Genomic DNA, 23,178 nt, shown 5'->3' on the forward strand with positions numbered 1-23,178 from the left:
CCTACACCGTCAGGTAGGTGGTGCGGATGGCCTCGTCGGCCTCCAGCGCCGCCATGCTGCCGGCGAAGCGGATGCTGCCCTTCTCGATGACGTAGGCGCGGTCCGACACGGCTGCGGCGAAGTCCAGGCTCTGTTCGGAGAGCAGCACGGCCAGCCCTTCCTCCTTCATCCGCAGCACCGCTTCCGCCATCAACTCCACGATCACCGGTGCCAGGCCTTCCGAGGGTTCGTCCAGCAGCACCGCATCCGGGTTGCCCATCAGCGTGCGCGCGATGGTCAGCATCTGCTGCTCGCCGCCCGACATGGCGGCCGCCCGCCGCCCGCGCATTTCCGCCAGGTTGGGGAAGATCTCGTAGAGCCGTTCCACGGTCCACGCCGCGCGTCCGCCGCGTGCCGCGCGCCGGCCCACCTCCAGGTTCTCCGCCACCGTCAGGTCGGTGAAGATGCGCCGGTCCTCCGGCACGTAGCCGAGGCCGGCGCGGGCGATGCGGTAGGGCGCCCAGCCGGTGATGTCGGCGCCGGCGAAGCGCACCTGGCCGGACCGTGGCGGCAGCATCCCCATAATCGCCTTCAGCGTGGTGGACTTGCCCGCGCCGTTGCGCCCCATCAGCGCCGCGACCTCGCCGCGATGCAACGAAAGGTCGACGCCGAACAGCACCTCCGCCGGCCCGTAGCCCGCGGTCACGCCGGACAGTTCCAGCACCGGCTCAGCCATGCGCCGCGCGCCTGGCCCGCAGCGCGGCCTTGTGGCCCGAACTGCCGAGATAGACGCGCTGCACCTCTGGATCGGCACGCACCTGTTCGGGCGATCCCTCCGAGATCACCTCGCCGCGCACCAGCACCAGGATGCGGTCGGCATGGGCGAAGACCGCATCCATGTCGTGTTCGGTGAACAGCACGCCGATGCCGTGTTCCCGCGCGATGTTCGCCGTCAACTGCATCAGCGCGGCCCTTTCGCGGGGCGCCATGCCGGCGGTGGGCTCATCCATCAGCAGCAGCCTGGGCGAGGCGGCCAGCGCGATGGCGAGTTCCACGCGCTTGACGTCGCCATAGGCCAGCTCGCCGATCGGACGGTCGGCCTCCGCCGCCATGCCGACGCGGTCCAGCAGCGCCACCGCCTCCGCCCGGTACAGCGCCGCCGCCTGCGCCACCACGTCCCGCGTCCGCCCGTGATGCGCGATCAGCGCCATCTGCACGTTGCCGACCACGGACATGGACAGGAAGGTCTGCGCCACCTGGAAGGTGCGACCGACGCCGAGCCGGCAGACCAGCCGCGGCGACTGCCCGGTGATGTCCTGCCCGGCCAGCACCACCCGCCCGCTATCCGGCGGCAACTGCCCGCCGACCATGTTGAAGGTGGTGGATTTGCCGGCCCCGTTCGGCCCGATGATCGCCAGCATCTCCCCCGCCACCAGCGCGAAGGAGACATCCTTCGCCGCGACGACGCCGCCGAACTTCTTGTTCAGGCCCTCGACCGCAAGCAGCGTCATGCCCGCCTCCGCAGCGCGCCATAGGCGCCGCCCAGGCCGCGCGGGAAAATCAGCACCAGCGCGATGATGGAGGCGCCCAGGAAGAACCGCCAGAAGTCGGTCAGCGGCATGAAGAAGTCCTTGATGGAATGGAACGCCGCCGCACCCGCCACCGCGCCCATCACGGTCTGGATGCCGCCGAGCAGGATCATCGCCAGGAAATCGACCGACATCGGGATGCCCAGCAGCGTCGGGTCGATCGAGCCCTTGGAGAACGCATACAGCCCGCCGGCCAGCCCCGCCGCCGCGCCGGCCAGGGTGAAGGCCAGCCAGCGATGCGTGCGGCCATCGATGCCGATGGCATTGGCCCGCTGTTCCGAATCCCGCACCGCCCGCAGCGTCGCGCCGAAGGGCGCGTAGATCACGTGGCGCAGCGCCGCGATGCCGAGGATGCAGCAGGCGGCGACGAGATAATGAAACACCTCCCGCGCCCGGGCCCATTCGCTGGGCCAGACGCCGACCACGCCGTTGTCGCCGCCCGTCACCTCCACCCACTGGAAGCAGACGGCGTAGGCGATCTGCGCGAAGGCGAGCGTCAGCATCGCCAAATAGATGCCGGACAGCCGCACCACGAAGAAGCCGAACAGCGCCGCGAAGGCACCGCCCACGATCGGCGCCGCGATCAGCGCCGGCTCCATGGAAAAGCCGCCCTTCGTCACCAGCAGCCCCGCCGCATAGGCGCCCAATCCGAAATAGGCGGCATGGCCGAAGGAGACGATGCCGCCATTGCCGACCAGGAAGTTCAGCGAGAAGGCGGCGAGCGCGAAGATCAACACCTCCGTCGCCACCTTTACCGTGTAGGCGTCACCGAACAGGGGAACCAGCAGCGTCGCCAGGATGGCGAGCGCGGCGATGGCTTTCTCCACGCGCCCGAAGCGCGGGATCGCGAGGATGCCCTCGGGCAGGGAGGCCCGCCCCGCCGCCGCTTCCGGCCGCCCGAGCAGCCCCCAAGGCTTCACCACCAGCACCGCGGCCATCAGCAGGAACACCAGCACCAGCGTGATCTTCGGGAAGATCAGCACGCCGAAGGCGTTCAGCTGCCCGATCAGCAGCGCCGCGATGAAGGCCCCGGGCACCGAGCCCATGCCGCCGATGACGGTGACGACGAAGGCCTCCGTGATGATCGACAGGTCCATCTGCGAATTGGCCGAGACGCGCGGGATCTGCAACGCGCCGCCGAGCCCTGCCAGGAAGGCGCCGAGGAACAGCGTGCCGGTGAACAGCATCGCCTGGTTCACGCCGAGCGCGCCCACCATCTCCCGGTCCCGCGTCGCCGCACGGATCAGGATGCCGAACCGCGTCCGGTGCATCAGCAGCCACAGCAGCCCGAGCACCGCCGGCCCGACGCAGATCAGGAACAGCTCATAGGCCGGGAAGCGCTGGCCGAGGATTTCCACCCCGTGCCGCAGCCCCGGCGCACGCGGCCCCGGGATCTCCACCGGCCCCCACACCAGCAGCACCGCATCCTGCACCATCAGCACCACCCCGAAGGTGGCGAGCAGCTGGAACAGCTCCGGCACCTTGTAGAGCCGCCGCAGCAGCAGGAATTCCATGAGCACGCCCAGCAGCCCGACTGCCACCGCCGAGACCAGCACGCCGGTGAAGAACAGCAGCGGCGAGCGCTCGATCTCGAGCAGCCACGGCACCACCGTCACCGCCATATAGGCGCCGAGCATGTAGAAGCTGCCATGCGCGAAGTTGACGATGCGGGTGACGCCGAAGACCAGGGTGAGGCCGGAGGCGATGACGAACAGCGAGGAGGCGCTGGCCAGTCCCGACAGGGACTGGACCAGGATGAAGCCGAAATCCATCAGGGCTTAAATCAGATCAGGCCGAACGGCGCGCCGCCCGGACCTCGGCTTCCGGGAACATGTAGTCGGCGCCATCGGCGTAGCGCGCATTGCGCATGGTGCCGGTGCGGCCGCGCAGCACGGTCTCCCCAACCCAGGTGCCCATGGTGCCCTGCTGGTCCAGGCCGCGCATCAGCACCGGCCCCACCACGGTGTCCGTCCGCAGGTCGCGGAAGGCGTCGACCAGCGCTTCCGTCTCCGTCGTGTTCGCCTTGTTCAGCAGGTTCGCCACCACCTGCGCGGTGACGTAGCCGAGCAGGCTGCCCTTGCGCGGCGTGTCGTTGAAGCGGGCACGATAGGCCTCGATATAGGCCTTGTGCGGCGCTTCCTGGATCTGTTCCCAGGGATAGCCGGTGACGATCCAGCCATCCGGGCATTCATCGCCGAGCGGGATCATGTATTCCGGCTCCCCGGTCAGCATGGACAGCACCAGCCGGCGCTCGAACAGCCCGCGCGTGTTGCCCTCCCGCACGAAGGCGGTCAGGTCGGCGCCGAACAGCACGTTGAAGATGCCGTCCGGCCGCGACTGCGCCAGCGCGCCCACCGTGGCGCCGGCATCGACGCGGCCGAGCGCGGGGTACTGTTCCGCCACGATCTCGACACCCGGGATGCTCTCGCCGATCAGCCGCTTGAAGTTGGCCGCCGCCGACTGCCCGTATTCATAGTTGGGCGCCACGATCGCCCAGCGCTTCGCCGTCTTGCCGCGCGCGGCTTCGGTCAGCATCCGCGTCTGCATGTAGGTGGAGGGCCGCAGGCGGAAGGTGTAGCGGTTTCCCTGCGCCATGGTCAGCGCATCGGTCAGCGGCTCTGTCGCCAGGAAAAGCTTCTTCCGCTGGTTCGCGAAGTCGGACACCGCCAGCCCGACATTGGACAGGAAGGTGCCGGCGAGGAACACGCAGTTCTCCCGCGTCAGCAAATCCTCGGCCACGCGCACCGCATCGCCGGGCGTGCTGCCATCGTCCCGGAAGACGAATTCCAGCGGCCGCCCGCCCATCACGCCGCCGGCCTGGTTGATCTGGTCCACCGCCAGCTGGATGGCGTTGCGGTAGGGCACGGAGAAGGCGGCCATGCGGCTGTAGGAGTTCAGCTCCCCCACCTTGACTGGCGCGCCCTGGGCCGGGGCAAGCCCGGGCCGCAGCCCCGCCGCGAGCCCCGCGCCTGCCAACAAGGTTGCGCGCCGGGAGAATGTGAAACCAGCCATGCCTCGGGCCCTCAATCTGGATGGCGCCCATCCTTCACGTCGCCGTGGCTTTGGTCCAGCGGCTTTCTTCGCGCGCCTGCCCGGTATCGAAGCCGGCCATGACCGGCGGTATCTCGGCCAGCAATTCGCGCGCGAGAAATCCCACGCGTCCACGCGTGCCGGCCAGCCGCGCCCCGGCCTCGGCGTGCAGGAACACCCCCCACAGCGTCGCGGCCAGCGGCGTCGCGCCACGCGCCAGAAGCCCGCCGATGATGCCGGCCAGCGTGTCGCCGGACCCGCTGGTGGCGAGGCCGACCTTGCCGCGGTCGCAGGCCCAGGCCTGGCCCTGCGGCGTGACCACATAGGTGCAGGCGCCCTTCATCGCGACCACCGCCTGCAACACCGAAGCGGCCCGGCGCGCGGCGGCCAGCGGGTCGGCCCGCACCACCTCCCGCGTCACGCCGAGCATCCGCGACATCTCCCCGGCATGCGGCGTCAGCACCACCCGCCCGGCCTGCGCGCCGATGCCGCGCAGCCCGTACAGCGCGGCGGCGTCCAGCACGAAGCCCTCGGCGATGCCGTGCCCCAGCAGGGCCTCGGCCAGCGCACCGGCTGCATCGCCATCCATCATGCCGGGGCCGATCACCAGCGCATCGCAGCGGCCGCAGCGCCCGGCCAGCGTCTCCGCCGCCCCCGCCGCGATGCCGCCTTCCGCGGTCTCGTCCAGCCCGATCACACGGGCTTCCGGCACCGCCACGGCCAGCGCCGGCGCGACGCTGCGGCAGGTGGCGATCTGCAGCTTGCCCGCCCCGGCGCGCAGCGCAGCCACGCCCGCGAGCAGCGCGCCGCCGGGGACCTCGACGCTGCCGCCCACCACCAGCACGCGGCCGCGCCCATCCTTGTCCTCGCCATCATCGTGCCGGGGCAGGGGAATCCCGCGCAGCAGCGCGGCATCCACCGGAATTACGCCGCTCATCGCGCACCGATCGGCGCGTCGGGCTCCGCCGTCACGTCGGCGCCCTCGGCCTGCAACGGCGCGACGAAGTTGTAGCGCCGCAGCACCAGCCCGCCGGCATGGCCGCGCCCGGCATCGAAGCCGTATTCGGTGACGCCGCAATTGGCCACGTCGCCCTCGCGGTCGATCGCCAGGACCTCCTCCTCCGTCAGGCCTTCCAGCAGATACCGCAGGCACAGCACCACCACCTGGTGCGCCACCAGCAGCACCCGCGACCCGCCATGGTGGAGCGAGATGGTATCCAGCGCGCTGCGCAGCCGCAGGATCACGTCGCACCAGCTCTCGCCGCCCGGCGCGCGATGGTAGAACTTGCCCAGGATGCGCCGCATCTCCGCCTGGTCCGGATGGTGGTGCGCGATGCCGTGGCGGGTCAGGCGGTCGAGGATGCCGAACTCCTTCTCCCGCAGCCGCTCATCCAGCACGAAGTCGCGCGCGTCCACCGGCAGCCGCCCCGCCTCCTGCACCAGCACCGCGGTCTGCCGCGCGCGGCGGTAGGGGGAGGACAGCACCACATCCGGCCGCGCCCCGGCCGGCATCGCCGCGAACCAGTGCCCGAGCGCGGCGGATTGCCGCCGGCCCAGCTCGCTCAACGGCACGTCCACGTCGCGGCCGCCGATGTCGATATGCGTGTGCCCGGCAAGGTCCGCGGCGTCGCGGGCCACGTTGCCGCTGCTCTCGCCGTGGCGGACCACCCACAACCGGTCCGGCCATCGCTGCTGCATGATGCTGTCCCCATCCTGGTTCAGCCTCGGTAACGCAGCGGCCGCGGCTGCGTTGGCACCGACCGGGATCCAGGCACCTTTCCAGCCCCGCCCCTGCGCCCCAGGGGAATATCCCGCGCTTGCCGGACCACCGTGATCCAGTGTTGCCTGGAGGGATGGGAAGGGGAGGAGGCGATGCCGGGGCGCGTCGAAAAGAAGAACATCCTGATCGTCGATCTCAACAACTTCGCGCATTACCCGACGATCGCGGTCGGCATGTTGTGTGCGGCCCTGCGTGCCGCGGGACACGCGGTTACCGTCTTCTCTCCTCTTTCGGTCGGTGTCACGGGCTTTGGCCGGGCTGGCCGGTCGCACCGCCTCGGGCACATCGACTCGATGCTGCGGCTCGTGACGGCGATGAGTGGCAATGCGCTGGTCCGCGGCGTCCGCGCGCGGGCAGCGCGGCTCATCCGCCCCGACACCGAAAAGATTGCCACCAGGATCTTCGAGGCGTTCCGGGATCGGCTGGGCCAGGCAGGACCTGATGTCGTGCTGGTCTCTGCCTACACGATGTACCTGGACGCCGTGCGCCTGATGGCCATGGAGTGCGCCCGGCGCGGCGTGCCGCTCATCGTCGGCGGAAGCTACTTCAACGACCGCGCCATTGCTGCGGATTGGCTCGCGCTGCCCGGCGTCTCGGCCGTCGTGGCGGGCGAGGCCGAGCCTTTCGTTTCGGATCTGGTGCAGGCCGCCACTGCGAGGGCGGCGCTGGATGGATTTCCCGGGGTATGGACCGCGGGCTCCAACCGCCAGCCTGGGCCGCCACTGCGGGACCTCGACAGCCTGCCTTTCGCCGATTACGCGGATTTCCCCTGGCAGAGGTATCCGAACCGGATCGTGCCCATCATGACCGGTCGCGGGTGTGGCTGGGGGGTGTGTACCTTCTGCTCGGACGTGACCACCGTTGCGGGCCGCAGCTTCCGCTCGCGCTCGCCCGGGAATGTTCTCGACGAGATCAGCTACCAATCCGCCAGGCACGACGCGAAGCTGTTCGTGATGCTGGACCTGAAGCTCAATTCCAGCCTGCCGGTCTGGCATGCGCTGATCGACCAGATGCCGAAGCGCGTTCCGGGCGCGAGGTGGACCGCCTCCGTCCATGTCGGGTTGGAGGAGGCCAACGGGCTGAGCCTGGATGAGCTTCGCGCGGCGCGCGCCGCCGGTCTGGTGCGGATGACGACCGGCCTTGAATCGGGCAGCCAGCGCGTGCTGAACACCATGGCGAAGGGAACCCGCGTGGCACGCACCTCGCAGTTCATCCGCGATGTCGCGGCCGCCGGAATCAGCCTGCGGACCACGGTTATCGTCGGGCATCCGAATGAGACGCCGGCAGACCTGGCGCAGACGGCGCGCTTTCTCGAATCCCATGCCTTTGGAATCGAGCGCGTGATGGTCAATCGCTTCTCCGTCATGCCCGGTACGCCGATTCATGACCGGATGCTTCGAAGCCCCGGGAAATTTCCCGGCATCAGGTTCAGGACCCTCGATGCCCGAAACGCGGTGCTGGAGCATTACAACGGCGCTGAACATGCGCCGGGCTTCCACGGCGCGCTGTGGAGGCTGCTCACCGTCTCGAACAGGATCAACCGCCAGAAGATGAATCCGGCGGCCGAGATTTTCGAAGGTGTCCTGTAGCCACGGGCTCGGCAGTGGGCGCGGCATCCAGGGAACCGGGCGTGGTCGCGCCTGTTGGCCTTCATCGCCCGCGGCGAGGCTCGCGCCGCCCGCCTGCACCGCGGTGCGCAGGCGCTCGCCCCGGAGGCGCTGGAGGTGCTGTTGCTGCCCGGCTGGGATGTGCCGCCCTATGGCCGCGCCAGCCCCTCCCGCGCCGTCGTCGGCCAGCGCATGGCCGCGGCAACGGCACTCTCGCGGGTCACAGCCGGTCCGCGCCTGCTGCTGCTGCCGGCGGAGGCGGCCATGCAGCGCCTCGGCCCGCCGGCCGTGGACTTGGTCCTGCGGGTCGGCGCCGAGTTCGCTGCGGCGGCGTTGGAAGCCACGCTCGAGTCCCTGGGCTACCGGCTGGATGAGGAGCCGGGCGAGGCCGCGATCCATGGCGGCACCCTCGACCTGTTCCCCGCCTGGGCAGCGGAGGACGCTGCCCGGCGCATCCGGCACGAGGATGGCCGAATCGCGGAAATCCGGTGCTACGACCCGCTGACCCAGCGCAGCCTGGAGGAAACGGCGGAAGCCCTGCGTCTCGGCCCCGCCACCGAGGATGCGGCCGGGGCCATCGCCCCCTTTCCCTGTTGCCGCAGGCGCGGATCGTCCTGGATGCGGGAACGGATGCCGCCCTGCGCCAGCGTCGCGCGGAGGTCGCGGAAGGTTTCGCTGCCCGCATCGCTCTGGTCGAGGCGGGGCCGCCGGACCAGCTTTACCTGGACGAGGCGGCCTGGATCGCCGCACTGGAGGGCCGCGCGGTGCAGGCTGTTGGCGAGGTCGCCACCGAGGCCGGGCTGCCGCGCTTCCCCGGGCAGAAGCGGCCGGAACAGGCCTTCCTGGATTGGGCGGAGACCCTGCTGCGCGAGGGGCACCGCCTGGCCCTGGCCGGCTGCGCCGGGCGGCGCTGTCGCCGCCTGCTGGCGCGGCTGGCGGATCGGCTGGATCGGCAGCCGGGCAAGGCGCGGGACTGGCCCGCGTTGCTGGCCGCCCCACCGGGCAGCCTCGCCTGGCTGCCCGCCGCACCCGATGCGCAGGGTACCTACGCCACCGGCTGGTCGGCCGGCGGGGTGTGGGCGCGCAGGCCGCGTCGCACCAGGGTCGCCCAGCCTTCCTCCGGCTCGTCCACCATCTCGAACAGCGCCAGGTCGCGCTCGGCGATCATGCCGTGGGCGGCCATGGCCTCCAGGTTCAGCACCTCCCGCCAATAGGCGCGGCCGAACAGCACGATGGGCAGCGGGCCGGCCTTGCGGGTCTGTACCAGGGTCAGGATCTCGAACAGCTCGTCGAAGGTGCCGAAGCCGCCGGGGAACACCGCCAGCGCATTGGCCCGCATCGCCAGGTGCATCTTGCGCATGGCGAAGTAGTGGAAGCGGAAGGTCAGCGCCGGGGTCGAGTAGGCGTTGGGCACCTGTTCCTCCGGCAGGGTGATGTTGAAGCCGATGGACGGCGCGCCGACATCCGCCGCGCCCCGGTTGGCCGCTTCCATGATGCCCGGCCCGCCGCCGGTGGCGATGACGTTGTCCCGCGGGCCACCACCTTGGGCCAGGGCGCCGCCGCGCCGGCTGACGATGCGGGCGAAGTGGCGCGCCGCTTCATAATGCCCGGCGAATTCCAGGCGCCGCTGCGCCAGCCGGCGCGCCTCCGGCGTCGCGGCCTCGCGCAGTACCTCGGCCGCCGCCTCCGGGCTCGGCACCCGGGCGCTGCCGAACACCACCACGGTCGATCGCACGCCCCAGTCCCGCAGGGCGAGTTCGGCCTTCAGGTACTCCATGCCGAATCGGGCCGCGCGCATCTCGTCGCGCAGCAGGAAGTCCGGATCCTCCACCGCGAGGCGGTAGCTGGGGCTGCTGGTCTGCTGCGTCGGGTCGGACATTCGGGCGCCTTGCTGGTCAATTTCGGTTACGTCGGATGAACGGCGGCGCGGGTGCGCTGTTCCGGGGCGGCGTCCGGGGTTGGGCCATGCCAAGCGAAGATATCCGATTCGATCGCGGAATTTGTCGCGGGGCGATGGATTGATTTCGCAATTTCTTTGAGAATCGGCGCGGCCCCCGATTGTTCTGCAACTCCCGGTCGCAATTTCATCGCATTGCGGAGACTGTGCACCTGCAGTGCCGTCTCCGCGCCATGCACTCGCGCAACCAAATCACTATCGAAACAGCGTGCGCGTGGGGCTTGTGCTGGACTTCCGACCCTTTCGTTCCCGTTGCAACGCAAGGGACGCGGACCGCGTGGCCCATGTATGGTCCAGCCGTTGCCGACCTCGGCGTAACAAAGTGAAAGGAAAATACCCTCATGTACGTGTCCGGAGACCGCTTTACCGCCGACGAGGCGCTGCTGAGCCAGGAAGTCCACGCGGGCGATCCGCGCGCCCGCATGGCGGCCCGCCTGCCGCGGGCGGTGCAGCCCTTCCTCACCTGGCTGACCGCCAAGCCGGCCCCGGGAGAGGCGATGCCGGAACACCCTGCCTGGAAATTCGTGGTTGGCGCCCTGATGCTCACCCTGGGCGGCTGTGGCCTGGGCGCCGTGCCGTTCCTGCTGGCCTCGCCGCCGCTGGTGGCCTGGCTTCTGCTGCCGCTGGGCTGGCTGCTGACCTCCTCCGGCCTCGGCCTGTTCCAGGTGGTGATCTTCCACCACTGCTCGCACGGCACCGTCTTCGCCAGCCGCGAACGCAACCGCCGCGCCGGCCGCATGGTCTCGGCCTTCCTGCTGTTCAAGCGCTTCGAGGACTACCAGCGCGAGCACATGATGCACCACAGCGCCAAGAAGCTGCTGACCGAGGAAGACGAATTCGCCGACTTCGTGCTCGGCATGTGCCGGCTGGAGGCCGGGCTGCCGCGCGCCGAGCTGTGGCGCCGCATCGCCGTGAACACCGTCTCGCCGATGTTCCACTGGCGCTTCCTGCAGCGCCGCATCAAGGCCGCGCTGTTCAGCGGTGATCGCGCGCATGACTGGATGGGCCGCGCCTTCTGGGGCGGCTGCATCGGGCTGGCGGCGGCCACCGGGACCTTGCTGGAATTCGCCATCCTCTGGCTGGTGCCGGTCACGGTGCTGCTGCAGATCGCCACCATCTACCGCATCCTGTGCGAACACCGCTTCCCGGAGGCGGAATCGATCGCGCTGCGCGACAAGACCTTCGTCTGCCACGCGACTACCGGCGTCTTCGCCGGCATCGCCCCGCCCGATGCCGGCGCCGGCACCTTCAACGGCCTGGTGCGCTGGGCCGGGTGGTGGCTCAACATGCTGACGGTGCAGCTGTTCGTCCGGCTGTTCGTCCTGGTCGGCGATGCGCCCTGCCACGACTTCCACCATCGCCGCCCGGCCACGCGGAAATGGACCAGCTACATCCATGCCCGCCAGCAGGATTCCGAGGCCGGGTCCCCGGGCTTCCCGCTCGGCTACACCGAATGCTGGGGCCTGTACGAGGCGGTGGACCAGAACCTGGCGACGCTCGCCGCCACCACCCCCGCCACCCTGGGGCGTTGATCGCCAGGCCGCGCCCTTCGGGGCGCGGCTGGACTACCCCGGCGCGTCCTCCGCCGGGATCTCGCCGGCCACATCGCCTGGTTCCGCCGGCCGCACCGCCTCCGCCGGCAGGCGCACGCGCACCGTCGTGCCGCGCCCCGGCATGCTCTCCAGCACCAGGCTGCCGCCATGCGCCTCGGCCAGGCTTTTCGCGATGGGCAGGCCGAGCCCGGTGCCGGCGAAGCGTCGGCGGTGGTCGGAGGACACCTGCTGGAACGGCTCCAGCGCGCGCGGGATGTCGGCTGGCTCCATCCCGATTCCCGAATCCGCCACCACGACTTCGAGCCCGCCCTCGGGAAGCGCCATGACGCCGATGCGGACGCTGCCGTCCGCCGGCGTGAACTTCACGGCATTGCCCAGCAGGTTGGTCAGCACCTGGCGGAAGCGCAGCCGGTCCACGAAGGCCTCCAGCCCTCCATCGCCCGGCATCACCTCCAGCCGCACATCCTGCCGCACCGCGATGGCGCGCACCTCCCCCGCCGCGGTGGATACCAGGCTCTCGGCCGGCACCCATTCCCGGCGTAACCGTGGGGCCGAATTCTCCAGGCTGGCGTAGTCCAGGATGCTGTCGATCAACTCCAGCAGCATGCGGCCGGATTCGTTGATCTGCGCCATGTAGGTGGCGCGCTGTTCCTCCGTCGTCGGGATGTTGGACCCCGGCGCCATGATCTCGGAAAAGCCGATGATCGAGTTCAGCGGCGTGCGCAATTCGTGGCTGAGGGTCGCCAGGAAGCGGGACCGCACGGCGCCGCTTTCCTCCGCCGCCGCCTTGGCCGCGCGCAGTTCCACCTCCGCCGCCTTGCGGGCACGCACGTCGATGTAGACGGACAGCGCGCCCTCGACCAACTCCTGGTCGCGGCTCTCGAAGGGCCGGGTGACGTTGCCTTCGGAATGGTTGCCGAGGATCAGCGCCACGCCGCTGCCGGGGTCGTAGGCCCACAGCACATAGGGCGTGCGCAGGATCGAGGTCAGCTCATAGGCCGGCGGCTCGATCAGGGTGCGGGAGGTGGTGAAGAAGAAGCCGGGGGCCGCGGGCACCACGACCTCGGACGCAGTGCTCTCGCCGCTCATGCCGATGACGTGGGTTACCCGGAAGCGCCCCGGCTGGTCCGGCGAGACATGTTCCAGGAACGCCGCGCGGTCGCACAGCGCGTTGTCCACCACCACCTCCAGCATCGGCTCGCCGATCTCGCTGGGCAGGTTGCAGGTGTCGGTCAGGCGGTGGGCCTCGCGGATCAGCTTGGCGACGGTGCGGCTGCGGCGCGCCTCCCGGAAGGCCTGGCTCTGCTCCTCCTGCAGCCGCAGCAGCCGTGCGCCGAGGTCGTTGCATTCCCGCCGGTAGTAGGCGAGTTCGCGGTCCACCGGCACCGGAGTTGGCTTGATCCGGCTCATTGGCGTCGTCGCAGTACGGCGAGCACGCCGGTCCAGTCCAGCGACCGGCTGATGCCGCCGCCGACCGGCGCGACCTCCACGCCGGAATAGAAGCCGAGCAGGGGGATGCTGGGCGCGAAGGCCTTGGAGACCAGCTCCGCCTCCTCGATGGAGGCGCCACTGCGGGCGCTCGCCCGTCCGGCGCAGTCGATATAGAGGCCCAGCAGGTTGTCCTCCCCCTCCACCGCCCGGTTCATCGCGGCGACGCCCCGGCTGACCGAATCCAGCATCAACGAGTTGTCCCGGCTCATGATCTGGACCAGCGTGCCCAGCGCGAAATCCGGCTCGAACAGCGTGACCGACCCCGCCTCCGGATTTGCACGGAGAATCAGCCGGTTGACATAGGCGCCCTCGTCGTAGGGCCCATACGGCTCGCCGAGCTTCTGGCCGAGGGTCACCACCAGCGACAATTCCTGGCCGCGCGTCTCCCCGAGCGGCAGGCCCAGCATGCGCTCCATCACGCCGAGTGCCGGCTCGCCATCCAATTCGAAGACATCCGCACCATCGATCCGGGTGATCTCCATGAAAGAACTTATCGGGCGACAGCCATGCATGATGACGGTCTCCACTTCGATACCCGGCGGGAACACAAGCGCGACAGCGGCATGCTTCACCACCCGGTCACCGGCGAAGACCCACCCTCCGGTCAAGTTCATGTCGGTCAGCAGGCCACCGCCGAACAGCTGCAGCGGGGTGGTGCCGAAGGCGTCGTTGAAGCCTTCCACGATCGAGCTGGCGAAGTGCAGCCGCGGCGGGCGGTGGCTGGCGACGCTGTCGAACAGCAGCATGCAGGCGGCGTCCGGGCTGGCGATGGCGCCGACCGCATTGCCGAGCGCGGCGCCGGCCGCGACCTCGCCGCCCAGGAGCGCCTCCGTCATCACGACCTGCGGCGCCAGGCCGGGATCCATGATGGCGACCAGGCCCAGCTCGAAGCCGCTGTAGCCGAAGCCCTCGCGTCCGATGGCCCCGGCGGCGGACCCGCCATAGGTCGGCACCGGTCCGAATTCCCGCCGCAGCGCCGCCAGCATCGCCTCCGGATCGTGCTTGCCGCCGCAGAAGGCGAGCAGCATGACGGGCGCGCCCACGCCGATGGCGAGCCGGCAATGCCGCGCCGCGGCGACGGGGTCTGAACTGCGAACATAGGCCACGCGCATCATCACGGCATTTCCAACATCAGGAACGACCGAAGATGCGGTCAGGTTCAACCGATCAAGTCAGACGACTCACGATTGCGGACGCCATCGCATCTCCCGCAAAGGATGCAAGCATCAAACCATATCCCGTAGGTCGGTTGGAAGCCAAGCCGACGGATTTCCAGGCACGGATTTCCAGGCATCGATCGGTCGGCTGCCTGCGGTGGCCCTGGACCACCACCGGCAATCGTCGGAGGATAGCCATCGCGCGCCGCCGGTTGGAGAAGCCTCGATGAGCCCGCCCACCCTGCTGACCCCGGACGCCGCCCCGGCGCTCGATTCCGCCCGCGGCTACAGTGCCGAATTCGGCGAGGCGCTGGCCAACCACGCCGCCATGGTGCTGTGGGCGCAACGCCGACTCGGCGGGGGAGAGGCCGATGCGGCGCGATTCCTCGGGGCCTACCTCGCCGCCAATCCGCTGCGCCCGCTGCCGGCGCCGGATTGCGTCATCGATCGGGACCACTGGACCGCGCGCCTCGGCGACCGGCAGGCGGAGGCCGCCTACCGCGCCTTCTTCCGCGCCGAGCTTGCCCGCCTCGGCAGCGCGGAGACGCTGCAGGACCTGTACCTGCCGCGCCTGCTGCCCGGCATCGCCGCCAGTGCGTTGCATGCGCTCATGCGCCTCGCCTACGCGCGGGATTCGGGGAATTCGGCGGAAATCGCGGAAAGCCTCGGCTACTGGGCCGCCACCTACCTGCCGCTCGGCGAGGGGATCGGCGCCGAGCCGATCACCGACCAGCCCGCGGCGGTGCTGCTGCGCGTGGCGGCGGACCCGGCGCTGCGCGGCCTGACCTTCGACGACGGCCTGCTGTGGCACGCCATGCGCCGAACCGCGGCGATGCCGTCCTTCGCGCCTGTCTACAATTGGCTGGATGTGGGCCGCGACACGATGCGGCGCATGGCGAGCGATACCTTGATGGTCCTCGCCGCCACCACCTTCCCGCGAAGCTCCGACAATGCCGAATTCTGCGCGCTGCATGCCGTCACCGGCACCCACTGGCTACGCCTGGTGCTGCCGGCGCTGCAACCGGCGGACAAATCCCGCGCCATCCGCTTCTTCTGGCAGGCAATCGCCTCGATCTATTCGAAAATGGGCTGCCCGATGCCGCTGACGCCGGAACAGGCGGGCCGGCTGCGCCGCCTGCCGGCGCCGGACTGGCCCCTGATCGCCGCCGCGGCGGTCGCTTCCGACGACGAACACGACATCTCCCTGGTCTATTCCGCCCGGGCGGAGGAGGCCGTCTGGGGCGACGCGCTTTACCGGGTGGTGGCGGCCCGCCGGGTCGGCCTGCTGCCCGCCACTGATGCAGGATAGGAATTACTGGCGAAATTCTTTCCATTTGTCGCATGGACATTGCCGACGCATCTTCTCCCGCTGAATCGGGCGGCTGCACGACCGCCCTCCGGGAGACGACCAGCATGACCCAGGGCTTCACCATCGGCCGGCGCGGCGCCTTGGCCCTGCCACTGGTTGGCCTTGCCGCCACGGCCCGTGCGCAAGGCAACTGGCCGACCCGCCCGGTGCGCTTCATCGTCTCCTTCACCCCCGGCGGCACCACCGACATCATCGCCCGCCTGCTCGGCGCGACGCTGACCGAGACCTGGGGCCAGTCCGTGGTGATCGAGAACCGCCCCGGCGCCGGCGGCAACATCGGCAGCGAACACGTCGCCCGCTCCGTCCCCGATGGCTATACGCTGCTGGTGGGCTCGGTCGGGCCGCTGGCGGTGAACCAGAGCCTGGTCAAGAACATGCCCTACGACACGCTGCGCGACTTCGCGCCGATCACATTGTTGGCTGGGGTTCCCAATATTCTGGTGGTCCCCGCGGCCTCCCCGATCCGGGACGTGCCGGGGCTGGTGGCGGCGGCGAAGGCGCGGCCGGGGCAGCTCAGCTACGGCTCCACCGGCGTCGGCACCTCCGCCCACCTGTCCGGCGTGATGCTGGACCAGATGGCCGGCACGCAGACGCTGCACGTGCCCTATCGCGGCGCCGTCGCGCTGAACGACCTGCTGGCCGGGCGGGTGGACTTCATGTTCGCCACCATCCCCTCCGTCATCGGCCATATCCGGGATGGGCGGCTGCGGCCGCTGGCGGTGTCCTCCACCACGCGGTCGCGGTCGAACCCCGACGTGCCAACCATGGTGGAGCTGGGCTACCCGGATTTCAGCGCCTCCTCCTGGTTCGGCATGGTGGCCCCGGCGGGCACGCCGCCCGCCATCATCGAGAAGATCACCACGGACGTGCATGCCGCCCTGGCCTTGCCGCGCAACGCCCAGAGCATGATCGACCAGGGGGCCGACCCGGTGGGCAACGGCCCCGACGCCTTCCGTGCCTTCATGGCGGAGGAGATCAGCCGGTGGCGGGAGATCGTCCGTCTTGCCGGTGCCCTGCCTGAGTGAGTCGCACTGCCCGAATAACCGGAGGAAATCCCATGCCCGACAGCCCCGACCGCTTCCAGATCCCCTCGATCCGCGACCGCGTGACGCCGGAGGAATGGCAGGCCCGCATCGACCTCGCCGCCTGCTACCGCCTGATCGACCTCTACGGCATGTCCGACATGGCCGCGAACCACATCTCCGTCCGCGTGCCCGGGGAGGACAATGCGTTCCTGATCAACGCCTACGGCATGCTCTACGAGGAGATCACCGCCTCCTCCCTGGTCAAGATCGACGTGCAGGGCAACGTCCTGGCCAAGCCGGACTTCCCCGGCGGCCTCGGCTACGGCGTGAACCGCGCCGGCTTCGTCATCCATGGCGCGATCCATGAGGCGAGCCACGAGATCGCCTGCGTCATCCACACCCATACCTGGCCGGGCATGGCGGTGTCCTCGCTGGAATGCGGGCTGCTGCCGATGAACCAGACCTCCATGCGCTTCGCCCGCATCGGCTACCACGACTATGAGGGCGTGGTGCTGGACATGGAGATGCAGGAACGCCTGGTGCGCGACCTCGGCGACAACAACGCGCTGATCCTGCGCAACCACGGGCTGCTGACGGTGGGCAAGACGGTGGGCGAGGCGTTCAACGCGATGCACCGGCTGGAACTGTCCTGCCGCGCTCAGCTCGCCGCCCAGGCGACCGGCCAGAAGCTGGTGGAGGTGCCGCAGGCGGTGGTGGATGCCACCTGGAACAACTACCAGCCCGGCACGCGCCGCCCCTATGGCGTGATGGAATGGCCGGCGCTGCTGCGCAAGCTGGACCGGATGGACCCGTCCTATCGTGAGTGAGACGCGCACGCTTTCGGCCGCCATCGCCAGCTACCCGGGGACGAAGGCCTTGCTGGCAGGGGCGATCCCCTCCGGCAAGCTGCGGCTGGCGGTCGAGAAGATCGCGCCTGTCAGCAAGGCCTTCGCGCCCATGGTGCGCGAGGGGCGCTTCGAGGTCAGCGAGATGGCCATCGCCACCTTCCTGATGGCGCGCGCCTATGACAAGCCGCTGGTGCTGCTACCGGTGGTGCTGGTGGAACGCGCGCAGGAAGCGGCGCTGTTGTGCCGCAAGGATGGCCCGATCCAGGGTCCGGCGGACCTCGCTGGCGCCCGCATCGCCGTGCGCGCCTACAGCCAGACCACCGGCATGTGGCTGCGCGGCAGCCTGGCGGAGACGCACGGCGTGCGCGCCGACCAGCAGCGCTGGACGACCTTCGAGGATGCGCATGTCCCGGAATTCCGCGACCCGCCCTGGGTGACCCGGGCACAGCCGGGGCAGGATCTGCTCGGCCTGCTGCAATCCGGCGAGGTGGATGCGGCGATCTTCGGCAACGAATTGCCGGACGAGCCGAACCTGCGCCCGGTCTTCGCCGACCCGGCCGCCGCCGGCGAGGCGTTTCGCGCCCGCCATGGCTTCCTGCCGCTGAACCACCTGGTGGTGATGCGGCGCGACGTGGTGGACGGCGACCCGGCGCTGGTGGCCGAGCTGCTGCGGATGCTGTCCGAGTCCGGTGCCGCGGTCCGCAGCCGGGCTGCGCTGCGCCCGGCGCTCGCCCTGGCCATCGACTACTGCGCGAGCCAGGGCCTGCTGCCGCGCCGCTTCACGCCGGAGGAAGCCTGGGACGGCCTGCCGGCCGGGATCACCTGATCCCGGCCGCCGGTTTCCTTAGGGCCGTTTCACCTGCGCCGTGCACAGGTGAAACGGCCCTAGCTGTTGATTTGGCGCAGTTTCCGAGCCGTCAGGCGTATCCGCCTGACTTGAAAATGCTCTAGCTCAGGGTCTTGAGGTAGGCGATCACGTCGTTGAGCTGCGTCGGGTTGCGCAGGCCCGGGAAGGACATGCTGCCGCGCGGCACGACATCCTTCGGGTTGGTCAGGTAGGCGCGCAGGTTCGCCTCGTCCCAGGTCTTGCCCGGCGCCCATTCCTGCATGGCGGCGGAGTAGCGGAAGCCCTGCACGGAGGCGGCCTGGCGGCCGACGATGCCGTGCAGGTTCGGACCGACGCCGTTGCGGCCACCTTCATTCACCGTGTGGCAGGCGCGGCACTGGTTGAACACGCGCTGGCCGGCCGCGGCATCGCCATCCTGCGCAACCGCGGCGAAGGGGGCGAGGGCGATGCCCGCGAAAAGGGCGCCCGTGGCCAGGCTCATCGTCGGAAATCGCATGCGAAGCATCCTCCTGGAACATTGTCCTTGCCAGCCTCAACGCTGCGGCCAGCCTGCGGGTTCTTGGCCATTTGCCGCCGGCCGGCAACCCTGCCAGCCTCGCGTCATGCCCACCGCTGTACCCAAGGTGGCGGCAGGAGCGGGCAGGGCAAGGTTCTGTCAGATGAAAGCTGGTTCAGCTTCGGGGTGAGGGATGCAGGCTTTCTTCGCTTCCGGCCAGGTCGCCGACCTGGTGCTGCTGGTGCTGCTGGCCGAGGCGCTGGCGCTTTTCCTGTGGCACCGGCGCACCGGGCGCGGCCTGGCGCCGCTGGCCGTGGCCGGCCTGGTGCTGCCCGGCGTCGCCTTCGCGCTGGCGCTGCGCGCGGCGCTGACCGGGGCCGGCTGGGGCTGGGTGGCCGCCGCACTGGTCGCGGCCTTCCTCACGCACGCCTTCGATCTCGCGGTGCGGCTGCGGCCTAGGTGAAGGGCCGCGGCACGCGGAAGGGCAGCATCGCGAACATGGCGGGCGAGGCGAAGCGGTCCAGCGACAGGCTTTCATGCACCGCCGTCGCCTCCTGGCCCAGAAGATGCGTGCGGATCTCGGACCGCGAATAGAACGGCGCGTCCACCAGCGTCTTCACCACCTGCGCGCCACCGGACTCGGCCCGCGTCGGCCGGGCGATGCGCCACAGCGTCTTCGGCATCTCGACCGGCGGCGGCGGCTCGAAATCCGTCACCGTCCCGTCGCGCGCCACCCGCAGGGCGAGCGACTGCGCGGAGCCGTCGCGCCGCTGCGCGTTGTACAGGATGGCGGTCGCCTCCGGCATCGGCGCCCGGCACCAGTCCCAGCCGATGAAATCCTGCTCCAGCGGCGCGCTGCCCCAGTTCGTGTCGAAATAGGCCGGGCCGGACCAGCGCAGCGCGGGGCTTTCCAGCGCCACCTCCACCCGCGACCGGGCCGCGATCGGGTGCCAGTGGTGGCGGCCATCGGAGTCGAGCTGGAAGGCGCGGGTGGACAGCGCCTCCGGCCGCAGCACCACGGTGCCGCGCAGCTTCGAGGGCAGCGGGGCGGTGGTCTCCTCGATCCGGATGGTCAGCGCATTGCCGTCCCAGTGCAGCGCGCTGGGGCCGATCTGCAGGAAGTCCGGGCCGCGCTTCAGGGCACCGCGGCGGCGATCCGTCATCGCCCAGCGCTGCGGCGCGCCGTACAGCGCCACATGCAGGCAGCAGTGATTCTCCGGGTCCGCCGCGGCGCCGCCCCTGCGGGCCAGCGTGTACCAGGGGGAGAAGACGGTGCCGATGAAGGCGATGATGGTCAGCCCGTGCCGGCCATCCTCGCTGAGCGCATCCACATACCACCAGCCATAGCCGCGCGGCGCCGCCGTACGGTCGAAGGCCCAACTCTTGAAGCCCAAGCCTGAATTCGTCATGCACGCTCCCCGAGAACCGCCGCCGCGGCCAGTCGGCCGGACAGCGCGGCCATGGCGAGGCCGGCCCCGGGATGGGTGCCGCCGCCGGCCAGATACAGCCCCGGCAGCGCGCTGCGCGCCGCCGGCCGGCCAAAGATGCTCTGCCAGCCATGCACGGCCTGGCCATACAGGGCGCCGCCGGTGCCGGGCGCGTCCCGTTCGTAACCGCGCGGCGTGGTTGCCACGGTCGCGTCGCGCGTGAGGGTGACGCCGGCCCGGGCCATGGCGTCCAGTGCTGCCGCCTCCGCGCCCGCCGCATCATCCTCCGTACCGCCCATTGGCCTCGCCGGGGCCGGGACCAGGGCCAGCAGCGGTTCCGAAGCGCTCGGCGCCGGTCCTGGCACGTCGCGGCCCTGCGCCCACAGCGTCACCGTCGGTGCCGCCGGCATCCGGCCGCGGGCCAAGGCGGCGTATTCGGCTGTTGGGTCGGATGGATGGAAGACCGCCTGCCGGGGCAGGTCGAGGCCCTCCGCCCGCCCCGCCATGGCCCAGCTGAAGGCGGAGAAGGACCGGCGGGACGCCGGCAGGGCCGGCACCGCACGCGCCGCCTCCGCCCCGAAATGCCCCGCGGCCAGCGTCGCCGGGTCGGCATTCAGCACCACCTGGCGCGCCGCCACCTCCTCCCCATCCCGCAGCCGCAGCCCGGCGACGCGGCCGCCGCGCACCAGGATCCCCGCCACCTCCGTGCCGTAGCGGAAGGTGGCGCCGCGCGCGGCCGCCACCTCGGCCAGCGCCGCCGCCAGGCCGGCCATGCCGCCGCGCACCGTCCAGGTTCCGGAAAGCTCGACATGCGCCACCAGCATCAGCGTCGCCGGCGCCAGCAGCGGGGAGGAGCCGACATAGGCCGCCATCCGCCCGAACACCTGCCGCAGGCGCTGGTCAGCGAAATGCTCGCCGAGCGCGTCCCACAGCGTGCCGAAGGGGGAGGTGCCGAGCAGCCCCGGCCCGGCCTGCGCCCCCAGCGCCAGCATCCCCGGTCGCTGCACCGTGAGGAACGGCTTTTCCAGCGCCGTGTAGCAGCGCGCCGCGCGGTCGCGGAAATCCCGGAAGCCGCGCGCCGCGGCGGCGCCGGCGAAATCACCGATGGCGGCTTCCGCCGCCTGCGGGTCCGCCAGCAGGTCCAGGTGCCGGCCATCGGGCCATATATGCCGGCCCAGCACCGGCAGGGGGTCCAGGTGCAGATGCGAGTCAAGTCGCGCTCCACCGGCCTCGAACAGGGCCTGGAACACCGCCGGCAGGCTGAGCGCCGCCGGCCCGGCATCGACATCCACCCCGCCGACCCGCACCGTCCGCACCTTCCCGCCCGGCGTCGTGGCCCGTTCCAGAACCAGCACCGGCCGTGCCCTGGCCGCCAGGTGGATGGCAGCCGCCAGCCCGCCTATCCCGGCACCGACGATGACGATGGGCGTGTCGCGCATGGTCGCGAATAGGGCGGATCGCCTAAGGAAGTGTCAAGCTTCGTGGACAAATGCGACCGGTAACAAAGAAACACGTCCCAATTGCGTGAAAACGTCATCCTGCATTGACGTCAGGCTGGCCAAACCCCACAAACGGTCTACCGTGACGGCGCCTCCTCCCTGACGCCGTCGTGGGCCAGCCACCCCGAATTGACGTTGGTGGACTGGCAGATCAATCGGATTCCCGCATGACCCGCGTCGCCGTGATTCAGCCGGACATCACCCTGAGCCTCGATTGGGAAGGTGTGATCCGCGAAGCCAGCCTCTCGGACGCCATCCCGGCGGAGCCGGTTCGGGAATGGCTCGGCCGCCCCTGGATGGAAACGGTCGGTGAGATCGCGGGCCTCCAGGTCCGCCGGATGGTGGAGGATGCCCGCTCCAGCGGCGTCTCCGCCTACCTCCAGATCACCCAGCGCTTCCCCTCCGGCCTCGAACTGCCGATCGAATACACCACCGTCCGCCTCGGCGGGCAGGCCGGGCTGATCGCGGTCGGCAAGAACATGCAGGCGGTGGCGGAACTGCAATCCCGGCTGGTCGCCGCCCAGCAGGCGCGGGAGCAGGACTACTGGAAGCTGCGCGAGATCGAGACCCGTTCCCGCCTGCTGTTCGATGCCTCGAGCGAGGCCGTGCTGGTCATCGCCGCCTCCACGCTTCGCATCGTGGAGGCTAATCCGGCCGCCATCCGCGAGCTCGGCATGGCGCCCGGCTGGAACTTCTCGGACGAAGTCGCGTCGCGCGACCGCGCCGCGCTGCGCGACGTGCTGATGCGCGCCCGCGAACAGGGCCGCGCGCCCGGCATCATGGTGCATCTGGGGGCGGACGGCACGCCCTGGCTGCTGCGTGCCTCCCTGATGGCGCGCACACCGGGCCCGGTCTTCCTGATCCAGCTCAGCCCCGCCGCCACGGCCCCGCAGCGCGCCGCGCCGCCGCGCAGCGACGCACTGCTGGAGGACATGCCCGACGGCTTCGTCGCCATCGACGGCGACGGCCTGGTGCGCCGCGCCAACCGCGCCTTCCTCGACCTGGCCCAGGCCGGGACGGAGGCCAGCATCCTGGGCGAGAAGCTGGACCGCTGGCTGGCGCAGCCCGGCATGGACCTGTCCGTGCTGCTGGACACCATCGCCCAGCATGGCGAGGTCCGCCTGTTCCCGACCCAGCTCACCGGCAACCTCGGCTCCGAGGTCGAGGTCGAGATCTCCGGCTGCGCCATCTCCCGCGACGGCAGCCGCATGATCGGGCTGATGATCCGCGACATCGGCCGCCGCGTCCTGGCATCCGGGGAGGCCGCGGCGCTGCGCACGGCGCTCGGCACGCTGGCCAATGATGTCGGCCGCGTGCCGCTGCCGACCATGGTGCGCAACACCGCGGCGCTGGTGGAACGCGCCTGCATCGAACAGGCGCTGCGGCTTTCCAACGGCAACCGCACCGCCGCCGCGGACGCCCTCGGCCTCAGCCGCCAGAGCCTCTACGCCAAGCTCGAACGCTACGAGATCGGCGAAGACCGCGAGGCGAGCGAGGATCGGGCTCGGTGACTGCGGAAACTTC

20 protein-coding genes and 1 pseudogene are annotated in these 23,178 nt (G+C 70.4%); 9 read left to right on the forward strand and 12 right to left on the reverse strand.

The features are described from left to right. Position 1: 1 nt before the first annotated feature. The 6 genes from ACFHPP_RS02860 to ACFHPP_RS02885 are packed head-to-tail and all read right to left on the reverse strand — an operon-like array spanning position 2 to position 6,296. Positions 2-715 carry an ABC transporter ATP-binding protein gene (locus tag ACFHPP_RS02860; protein ID WP_437161757.1) on the reverse strand — a complete coding sequence of 238 codons (714 nt, stop codon included), beginning with the start codon at positions 713-715 and terminating at the stop codon, positions 2-4. Then, positions 708-1,490, reverse strand: a complete 783-nt coding sequence (locus ACFHPP_RS02865; protein WP_437161758.1) for an ABC transporter ATP-binding protein — start codon at positions 1,488-1,490, stop codon at positions 708-710. The genes ACFHPP_RS02860 and ACFHPP_RS02865 overlap by 8 nt, the downstream gene beginning before the upstream one ends. Next, positions 1,487-3,340: an ABC transporter permease gene (locus ACFHPP_RS02870; protein WP_437161759.1), complete on the reverse strand. Its 1,854-nt coding sequence runs from the start codon at positions 3,338-3,340 to the stop codon at positions 1,487-1,489. Before ACFHPP_RS02870 ends, ACFHPP_RS02865 begins: the two co-directional genes overlap by 4 nt. 16 nt (positions 3,341-3,356) lie before the next feature. Beyond that, positions 3,357-4,580, reverse strand: a complete 1,224-nt coding sequence (locus tag ACFHPP_RS02875; protein ID WP_437161760.1) for an ABC transporter substrate-binding protein — start codon at positions 4,578-4,580, stop codon at positions 3,357-3,359. A 34-nt stretch (positions 4,581-4,614) separates the two neighbouring features. After that, positions 4,615-5,535 carry an NAD(P)H-hydrate dehydratase gene (locus ACFHPP_RS02880; protein WP_437161761.1) on the reverse strand — a complete coding sequence of 307 codons (921 nt, stop codon included), beginning with the start codon at positions 5,533-5,535 and terminating at the stop codon, positions 4,615-4,617. Further along, complete coding sequence (locus tag ACFHPP_RS02885; RefSeq protein WP_437161762.1) at positions 5,532-6,296, reverse strand: histidine phosphatase family protein; 765 nt, start codon at positions 6,294-6,296, stop codon at positions 5,532-5,534. The genes ACFHPP_RS02880 and ACFHPP_RS02885 overlap by 4 nt, the downstream gene beginning before the upstream one ends. Before the next feature lie 174 nt (positions 6,297-6,470). Here ACFHPP_RS02885 and ACFHPP_RS02890 point away from each other — a divergent pair, with 174 nt between their 5' ends. After that, positions 6,471-7,967, forward strand: coding sequence for a B12-binding domain-containing radical SAM protein (locus tag ACFHPP_RS02890; protein WP_437161763.1), 1,497 nt, complete (start codon positions 6,471-6,473; stop codon positions 7,965-7,967). A 282-nt stretch (positions 7,968-8,249) separates the two neighbouring features. Continuing rightward, a pseudogene (locus ACFHPP_RS02895) lies at positions 8,250-8,531 on the forward strand (hypothetical protein); the annotation flags it as partial. A gap of 499 nt (positions 8,532-9,030) precedes the next feature. Here the strand turns inward: ACFHPP_RS02895 and ACFHPP_RS02900 are convergent. Beyond that, the gene (locus ACFHPP_RS02900) at positions 9,031-9,864 is read right to left on the reverse strand and encodes an LOG family protein (RefSeq protein ID WP_437161764.1); all 834 of its coding nucleotides are present in this window, start codon (positions 9,862-9,864) and stop codon (positions 9,031-9,033) included. A gap of 419 nt (positions 9,865-10,283) precedes the next feature. On the opposite strand from ACFHPP_RS02900, the gene ACFHPP_RS02905 reads away from it, so the two are divergent. Next, positions 10,284-11,474, forward strand: a complete 1,191-nt coding sequence (locus ACFHPP_RS02905; RefSeq protein WP_437161765.1) for a fatty acid desaturase — start codon at positions 10,284-10,286, stop codon at positions 11,472-11,474. 33 nt (positions 11,475-11,507) lie between these two features. On the opposite strand, the gene ACFHPP_RS02910 is transcribed toward ACFHPP_RS02905, so the two are convergent. Together ACFHPP_RS02910 and ACFHPP_RS02915 are read right to left on the reverse strand one after the other, a co-directional pair. After that, positions 11,508-12,905, reverse strand: a complete 1,398-nt coding sequence (locus ACFHPP_RS02910; RefSeq protein WP_437161766.1) for a sensor histidine kinase — start codon at positions 12,903-12,905, stop codon at positions 11,508-11,510. Then, positions 12,902-14,101, reverse strand: a complete 1,200-nt coding sequence (locus ACFHPP_RS02915; RefSeq protein WP_437161767.1) for an FIST signal transduction protein — start codon at positions 14,099-14,101, stop codon at positions 12,902-12,904. Before ACFHPP_RS02915 ends, ACFHPP_RS02910 begins: the two co-directional genes overlap by 4 nt. Positions 14,102-14,369: 268 nt before the next feature. Here ACFHPP_RS02915 and ACFHPP_RS02920 point away from each other — a divergent pair, with 268 nt between their 5' ends. The 4 genes from ACFHPP_RS02920 to ACFHPP_RS02935 all read left to right on the forward strand — a co-directional run bounded on the left by ACFHPP_RS02920 (position 14,370) and on the right by ACFHPP_RS02935 (position 18,211). After that, entirely contained in the window at positions 14,370-15,452 is a 1,083-nt protein-coding gene (locus ACFHPP_RS02920; RefSeq protein ID WP_437161768.1) for a questin oxidase family protein, read from the forward strand. Between the two features lie 104 nt (positions 15,453-15,556). Then, on the forward strand, positions 15,557-16,537 hold the full coding sequence (locus ACFHPP_RS02925; protein ID WP_437161769.1) for a Bug family tripartite tricarboxylate transporter substrate binding protein: 981 nt from the start codon (positions 15,557-15,559) through the stop codon (positions 16,535-16,537). A gap of 32 nt (positions 16,538-16,569) precedes the next feature. Then, positions 16,570-17,364 (forward strand): class II aldolase/adducin family protein, encoded by a 795-nt coding sequence (locus tag ACFHPP_RS02930; RefSeq protein ID WP_437161770.1) that lies wholly within the window; start codon positions 16,570-16,572, stop codon positions 17,362-17,364. After that, on the forward strand, positions 17,357-18,211 hold the full coding sequence (locus ACFHPP_RS02935; protein ID WP_437161771.1) for an ABC transporter substrate-binding protein: 855 nt from the start codon (positions 17,357-17,359) through the stop codon (positions 18,209-18,211). The genes ACFHPP_RS02930 and ACFHPP_RS02935 overlap by 8 nt, the downstream gene beginning before the upstream one ends. 121 nt (positions 18,212-18,332) lie before the next feature. Here the strand turns inward: ACFHPP_RS02935 and ACFHPP_RS02940 are convergent, their stop codons facing one another. After that, positions 18,333-18,728, reverse strand: coding sequence for a c-type cytochrome (locus ACFHPP_RS02940; RefSeq protein ID WP_437161772.1), 396 nt, complete (start codon positions 18,726-18,728; stop codon positions 18,333-18,335). A 193-nt stretch (positions 18,729-18,921) separates the two neighbouring features. On the opposite strand from ACFHPP_RS02940, the gene ACFHPP_RS02945 reads away from it, so the two are divergent. Next, positions 18,922-19,191, forward strand: a complete 270-nt coding sequence (locus tag ACFHPP_RS02945) for a hypothetical protein (protein WP_437161773.1) — start codon at positions 18,922-18,924, stop codon at positions 19,189-19,191. Here the strand turns inward: ACFHPP_RS02945 and ACFHPP_RS02950 are convergent. Together ACFHPP_RS02950 and ACFHPP_RS02955 are read right to left on the reverse strand one after the other, a co-directional pair. Then, positions 19,184-20,137: a carotenoid 1,2-hydratase gene (locus tag ACFHPP_RS02950; RefSeq protein ID WP_437161774.1), complete on the reverse strand. Its 954-nt coding sequence runs from the start codon at positions 20,135-20,137 to the stop codon at positions 19,184-19,186. The genes ACFHPP_RS02945 and ACFHPP_RS02950 overlap by 8 nt on opposite strands. After that, positions 20,134-21,594, reverse strand: coding sequence for a phytoene desaturase family protein (locus tag ACFHPP_RS02955; protein WP_437161775.1), 1,461 nt, complete (start codon positions 21,592-21,594; stop codon positions 20,134-20,136). The genes ACFHPP_RS02950 and ACFHPP_RS02955 overlap by 4 nt, the downstream gene beginning before the upstream one ends. A 227-nt stretch (positions 21,595-21,821) precedes the next feature. Between ACFHPP_RS02955 and ppsR the strand changes: the two genes are divergently transcribed. Next, complete coding sequence (gene ppsR, locus ACFHPP_RS02960) at positions 21,822-23,165, forward strand: transcriptional regulator PpsR (RefSeq protein WP_437161776.1); 1,344 nt, start codon at positions 21,822-21,824, stop codon at positions 23,163-23,165. Positions 23,166-23,178 lie beyond the last annotated feature (13 nt).

It is taken from the genome of Falsiroseomonas sp. E2-1-a20 (assembly GCF_051433195.1).
Classification (GTDB): Bacteria; Pseudomonadota; Alphaproteobacteria; order Acetobacterales; family Acetobacteraceae; genus Falsiroseomonas.

Excerpts from the sequence above, each read along its gene's own strand:
- ACFHPP_RS02950 (WP_437161774.1), bottom strand. The coding sequence starts at position 20,137 with ATGACGAATTCAGGCTTGGGCTTCAAGAGTTGGGCCTTCGACCGTACG.
- ACFHPP_RS02900 (WP_437161764.1), bottom strand. The coding sequence starts at position 9,864 with ATGTCCGACCCGACGCAGCAGACCAGCAGCCCCAGCTACCGCCTCGCG.
- ACFHPP_RS02930 (WP_437161770.1), top strand. The coding sequence starts at position 16,570 with ATGCCCGACAGCCCCGACCGCTTCCAGATCCCCTCGATCCGCGACCGC.
- ACFHPP_RS02865 (WP_437161758.1), bottom strand. The coding sequence starts at position 1,490 with ATGACGCTGCTTGCGGTCGAGGGCCTGAACAAGAAGTTCGGCGGCGTC.
- ACFHPP_RS02920 (WP_437161768.1), top strand. The coding sequence starts at position 14,370 with ATGAGCCCGCCCACCCTGCTGACCCCGGACGCCGCCCCGGCGCTCGAT.
- ACFHPP_RS02955 (WP_437161775.1), bottom strand. The coding sequence starts at position 21,594 with ATGCGCGACACGCCCATCGTCATCGTCGGTGCCGGGATAGGCGGGCTG.
- ACFHPP_RS02940 (WP_437161772.1), bottom strand. The coding sequence starts at position 18,728 with ATGCGATTTCCGACGATGAGCCTGGCCACGGGCGCCCTTTTCGCGGGC.
- ppsR (WP_437161776.1), top strand. The coding sequence starts at position 21,822 with ATGACCCGCGTCGCCGTGATTCAGCCGGACATCACCCTGAGCCTCGAT.
- ACFHPP_RS02945 (WP_437161773.1), top strand. The coding sequence starts at position 18,922 with ATGCAGGCTTTCTTCGCTTCCGGCCAGGTCGCCGACCTGGTGCTGCTG.
- ACFHPP_RS02870 (WP_437161759.1), bottom strand. The coding sequence starts at position 3,340 with ATGGATTTCGGCTTCATCCTGGTCCAGTCCCTGTCGGGACTGGCCAGC.
- ACFHPP_RS02890 (WP_437161763.1), top strand. The coding sequence starts at position 6,471 with ATGCCGGGGCGCGTCGAAAAGAAGAACATCCTGATCGTCGATCTCAAC.
- ACFHPP_RS02910 (WP_437161766.1), bottom strand. The coding sequence starts at position 12,905 with ATGAGCCGGATCAAGCCAACTCCGGTGCCGGTGGACCGCGAACTCGCC.
- ACFHPP_RS02880 (WP_437161761.1), bottom strand. The coding sequence starts at position 5,535 with ATGAGCGGCGTAATTCCGGTGGATGCCGCGCTGCTGCGCGGGATTCCC.
- ACFHPP_RS02860 (WP_437161757.1), bottom strand. The coding sequence starts at position 715 with ATGGCTGAGCCGGTGCTGGAACTGTCCGGCGTGACCGCGGGCTACGGG.
- ACFHPP_RS02885 (WP_437161762.1), bottom strand. The coding sequence starts at position 6,296 with ATGCAGCAGCGATGGCCGGACCGGTTGTGGGTGGTCCGCCACGGCGAG.
- ACFHPP_RS02875 (WP_437161760.1), bottom strand. The coding sequence starts at position 4,580 with ATGGCTGGTTTCACATTCTCCCGGCGCGCAACCTTGTTGGCAGGCGCG.
- ACFHPP_RS02905 (WP_437161765.1), top strand. The coding sequence starts at position 10,284 with ATGTACGTGTCCGGAGACCGCTTTACCGCCGACGAGGCGCTGCTGAGC.
- ACFHPP_RS02925 (WP_437161769.1), top strand. The coding sequence starts at position 15,557 with ATGACCCAGGGCTTCACCATCGGCCGGCGCGGCGCCTTGGCCCTGCCA.
- ACFHPP_RS02915 (WP_437161767.1), bottom strand. The coding sequence starts at position 14,101 with ATGATGCGCGTGGCCTATGTTCGCAGTTCAGACCCCGTCGCCGCGGCG.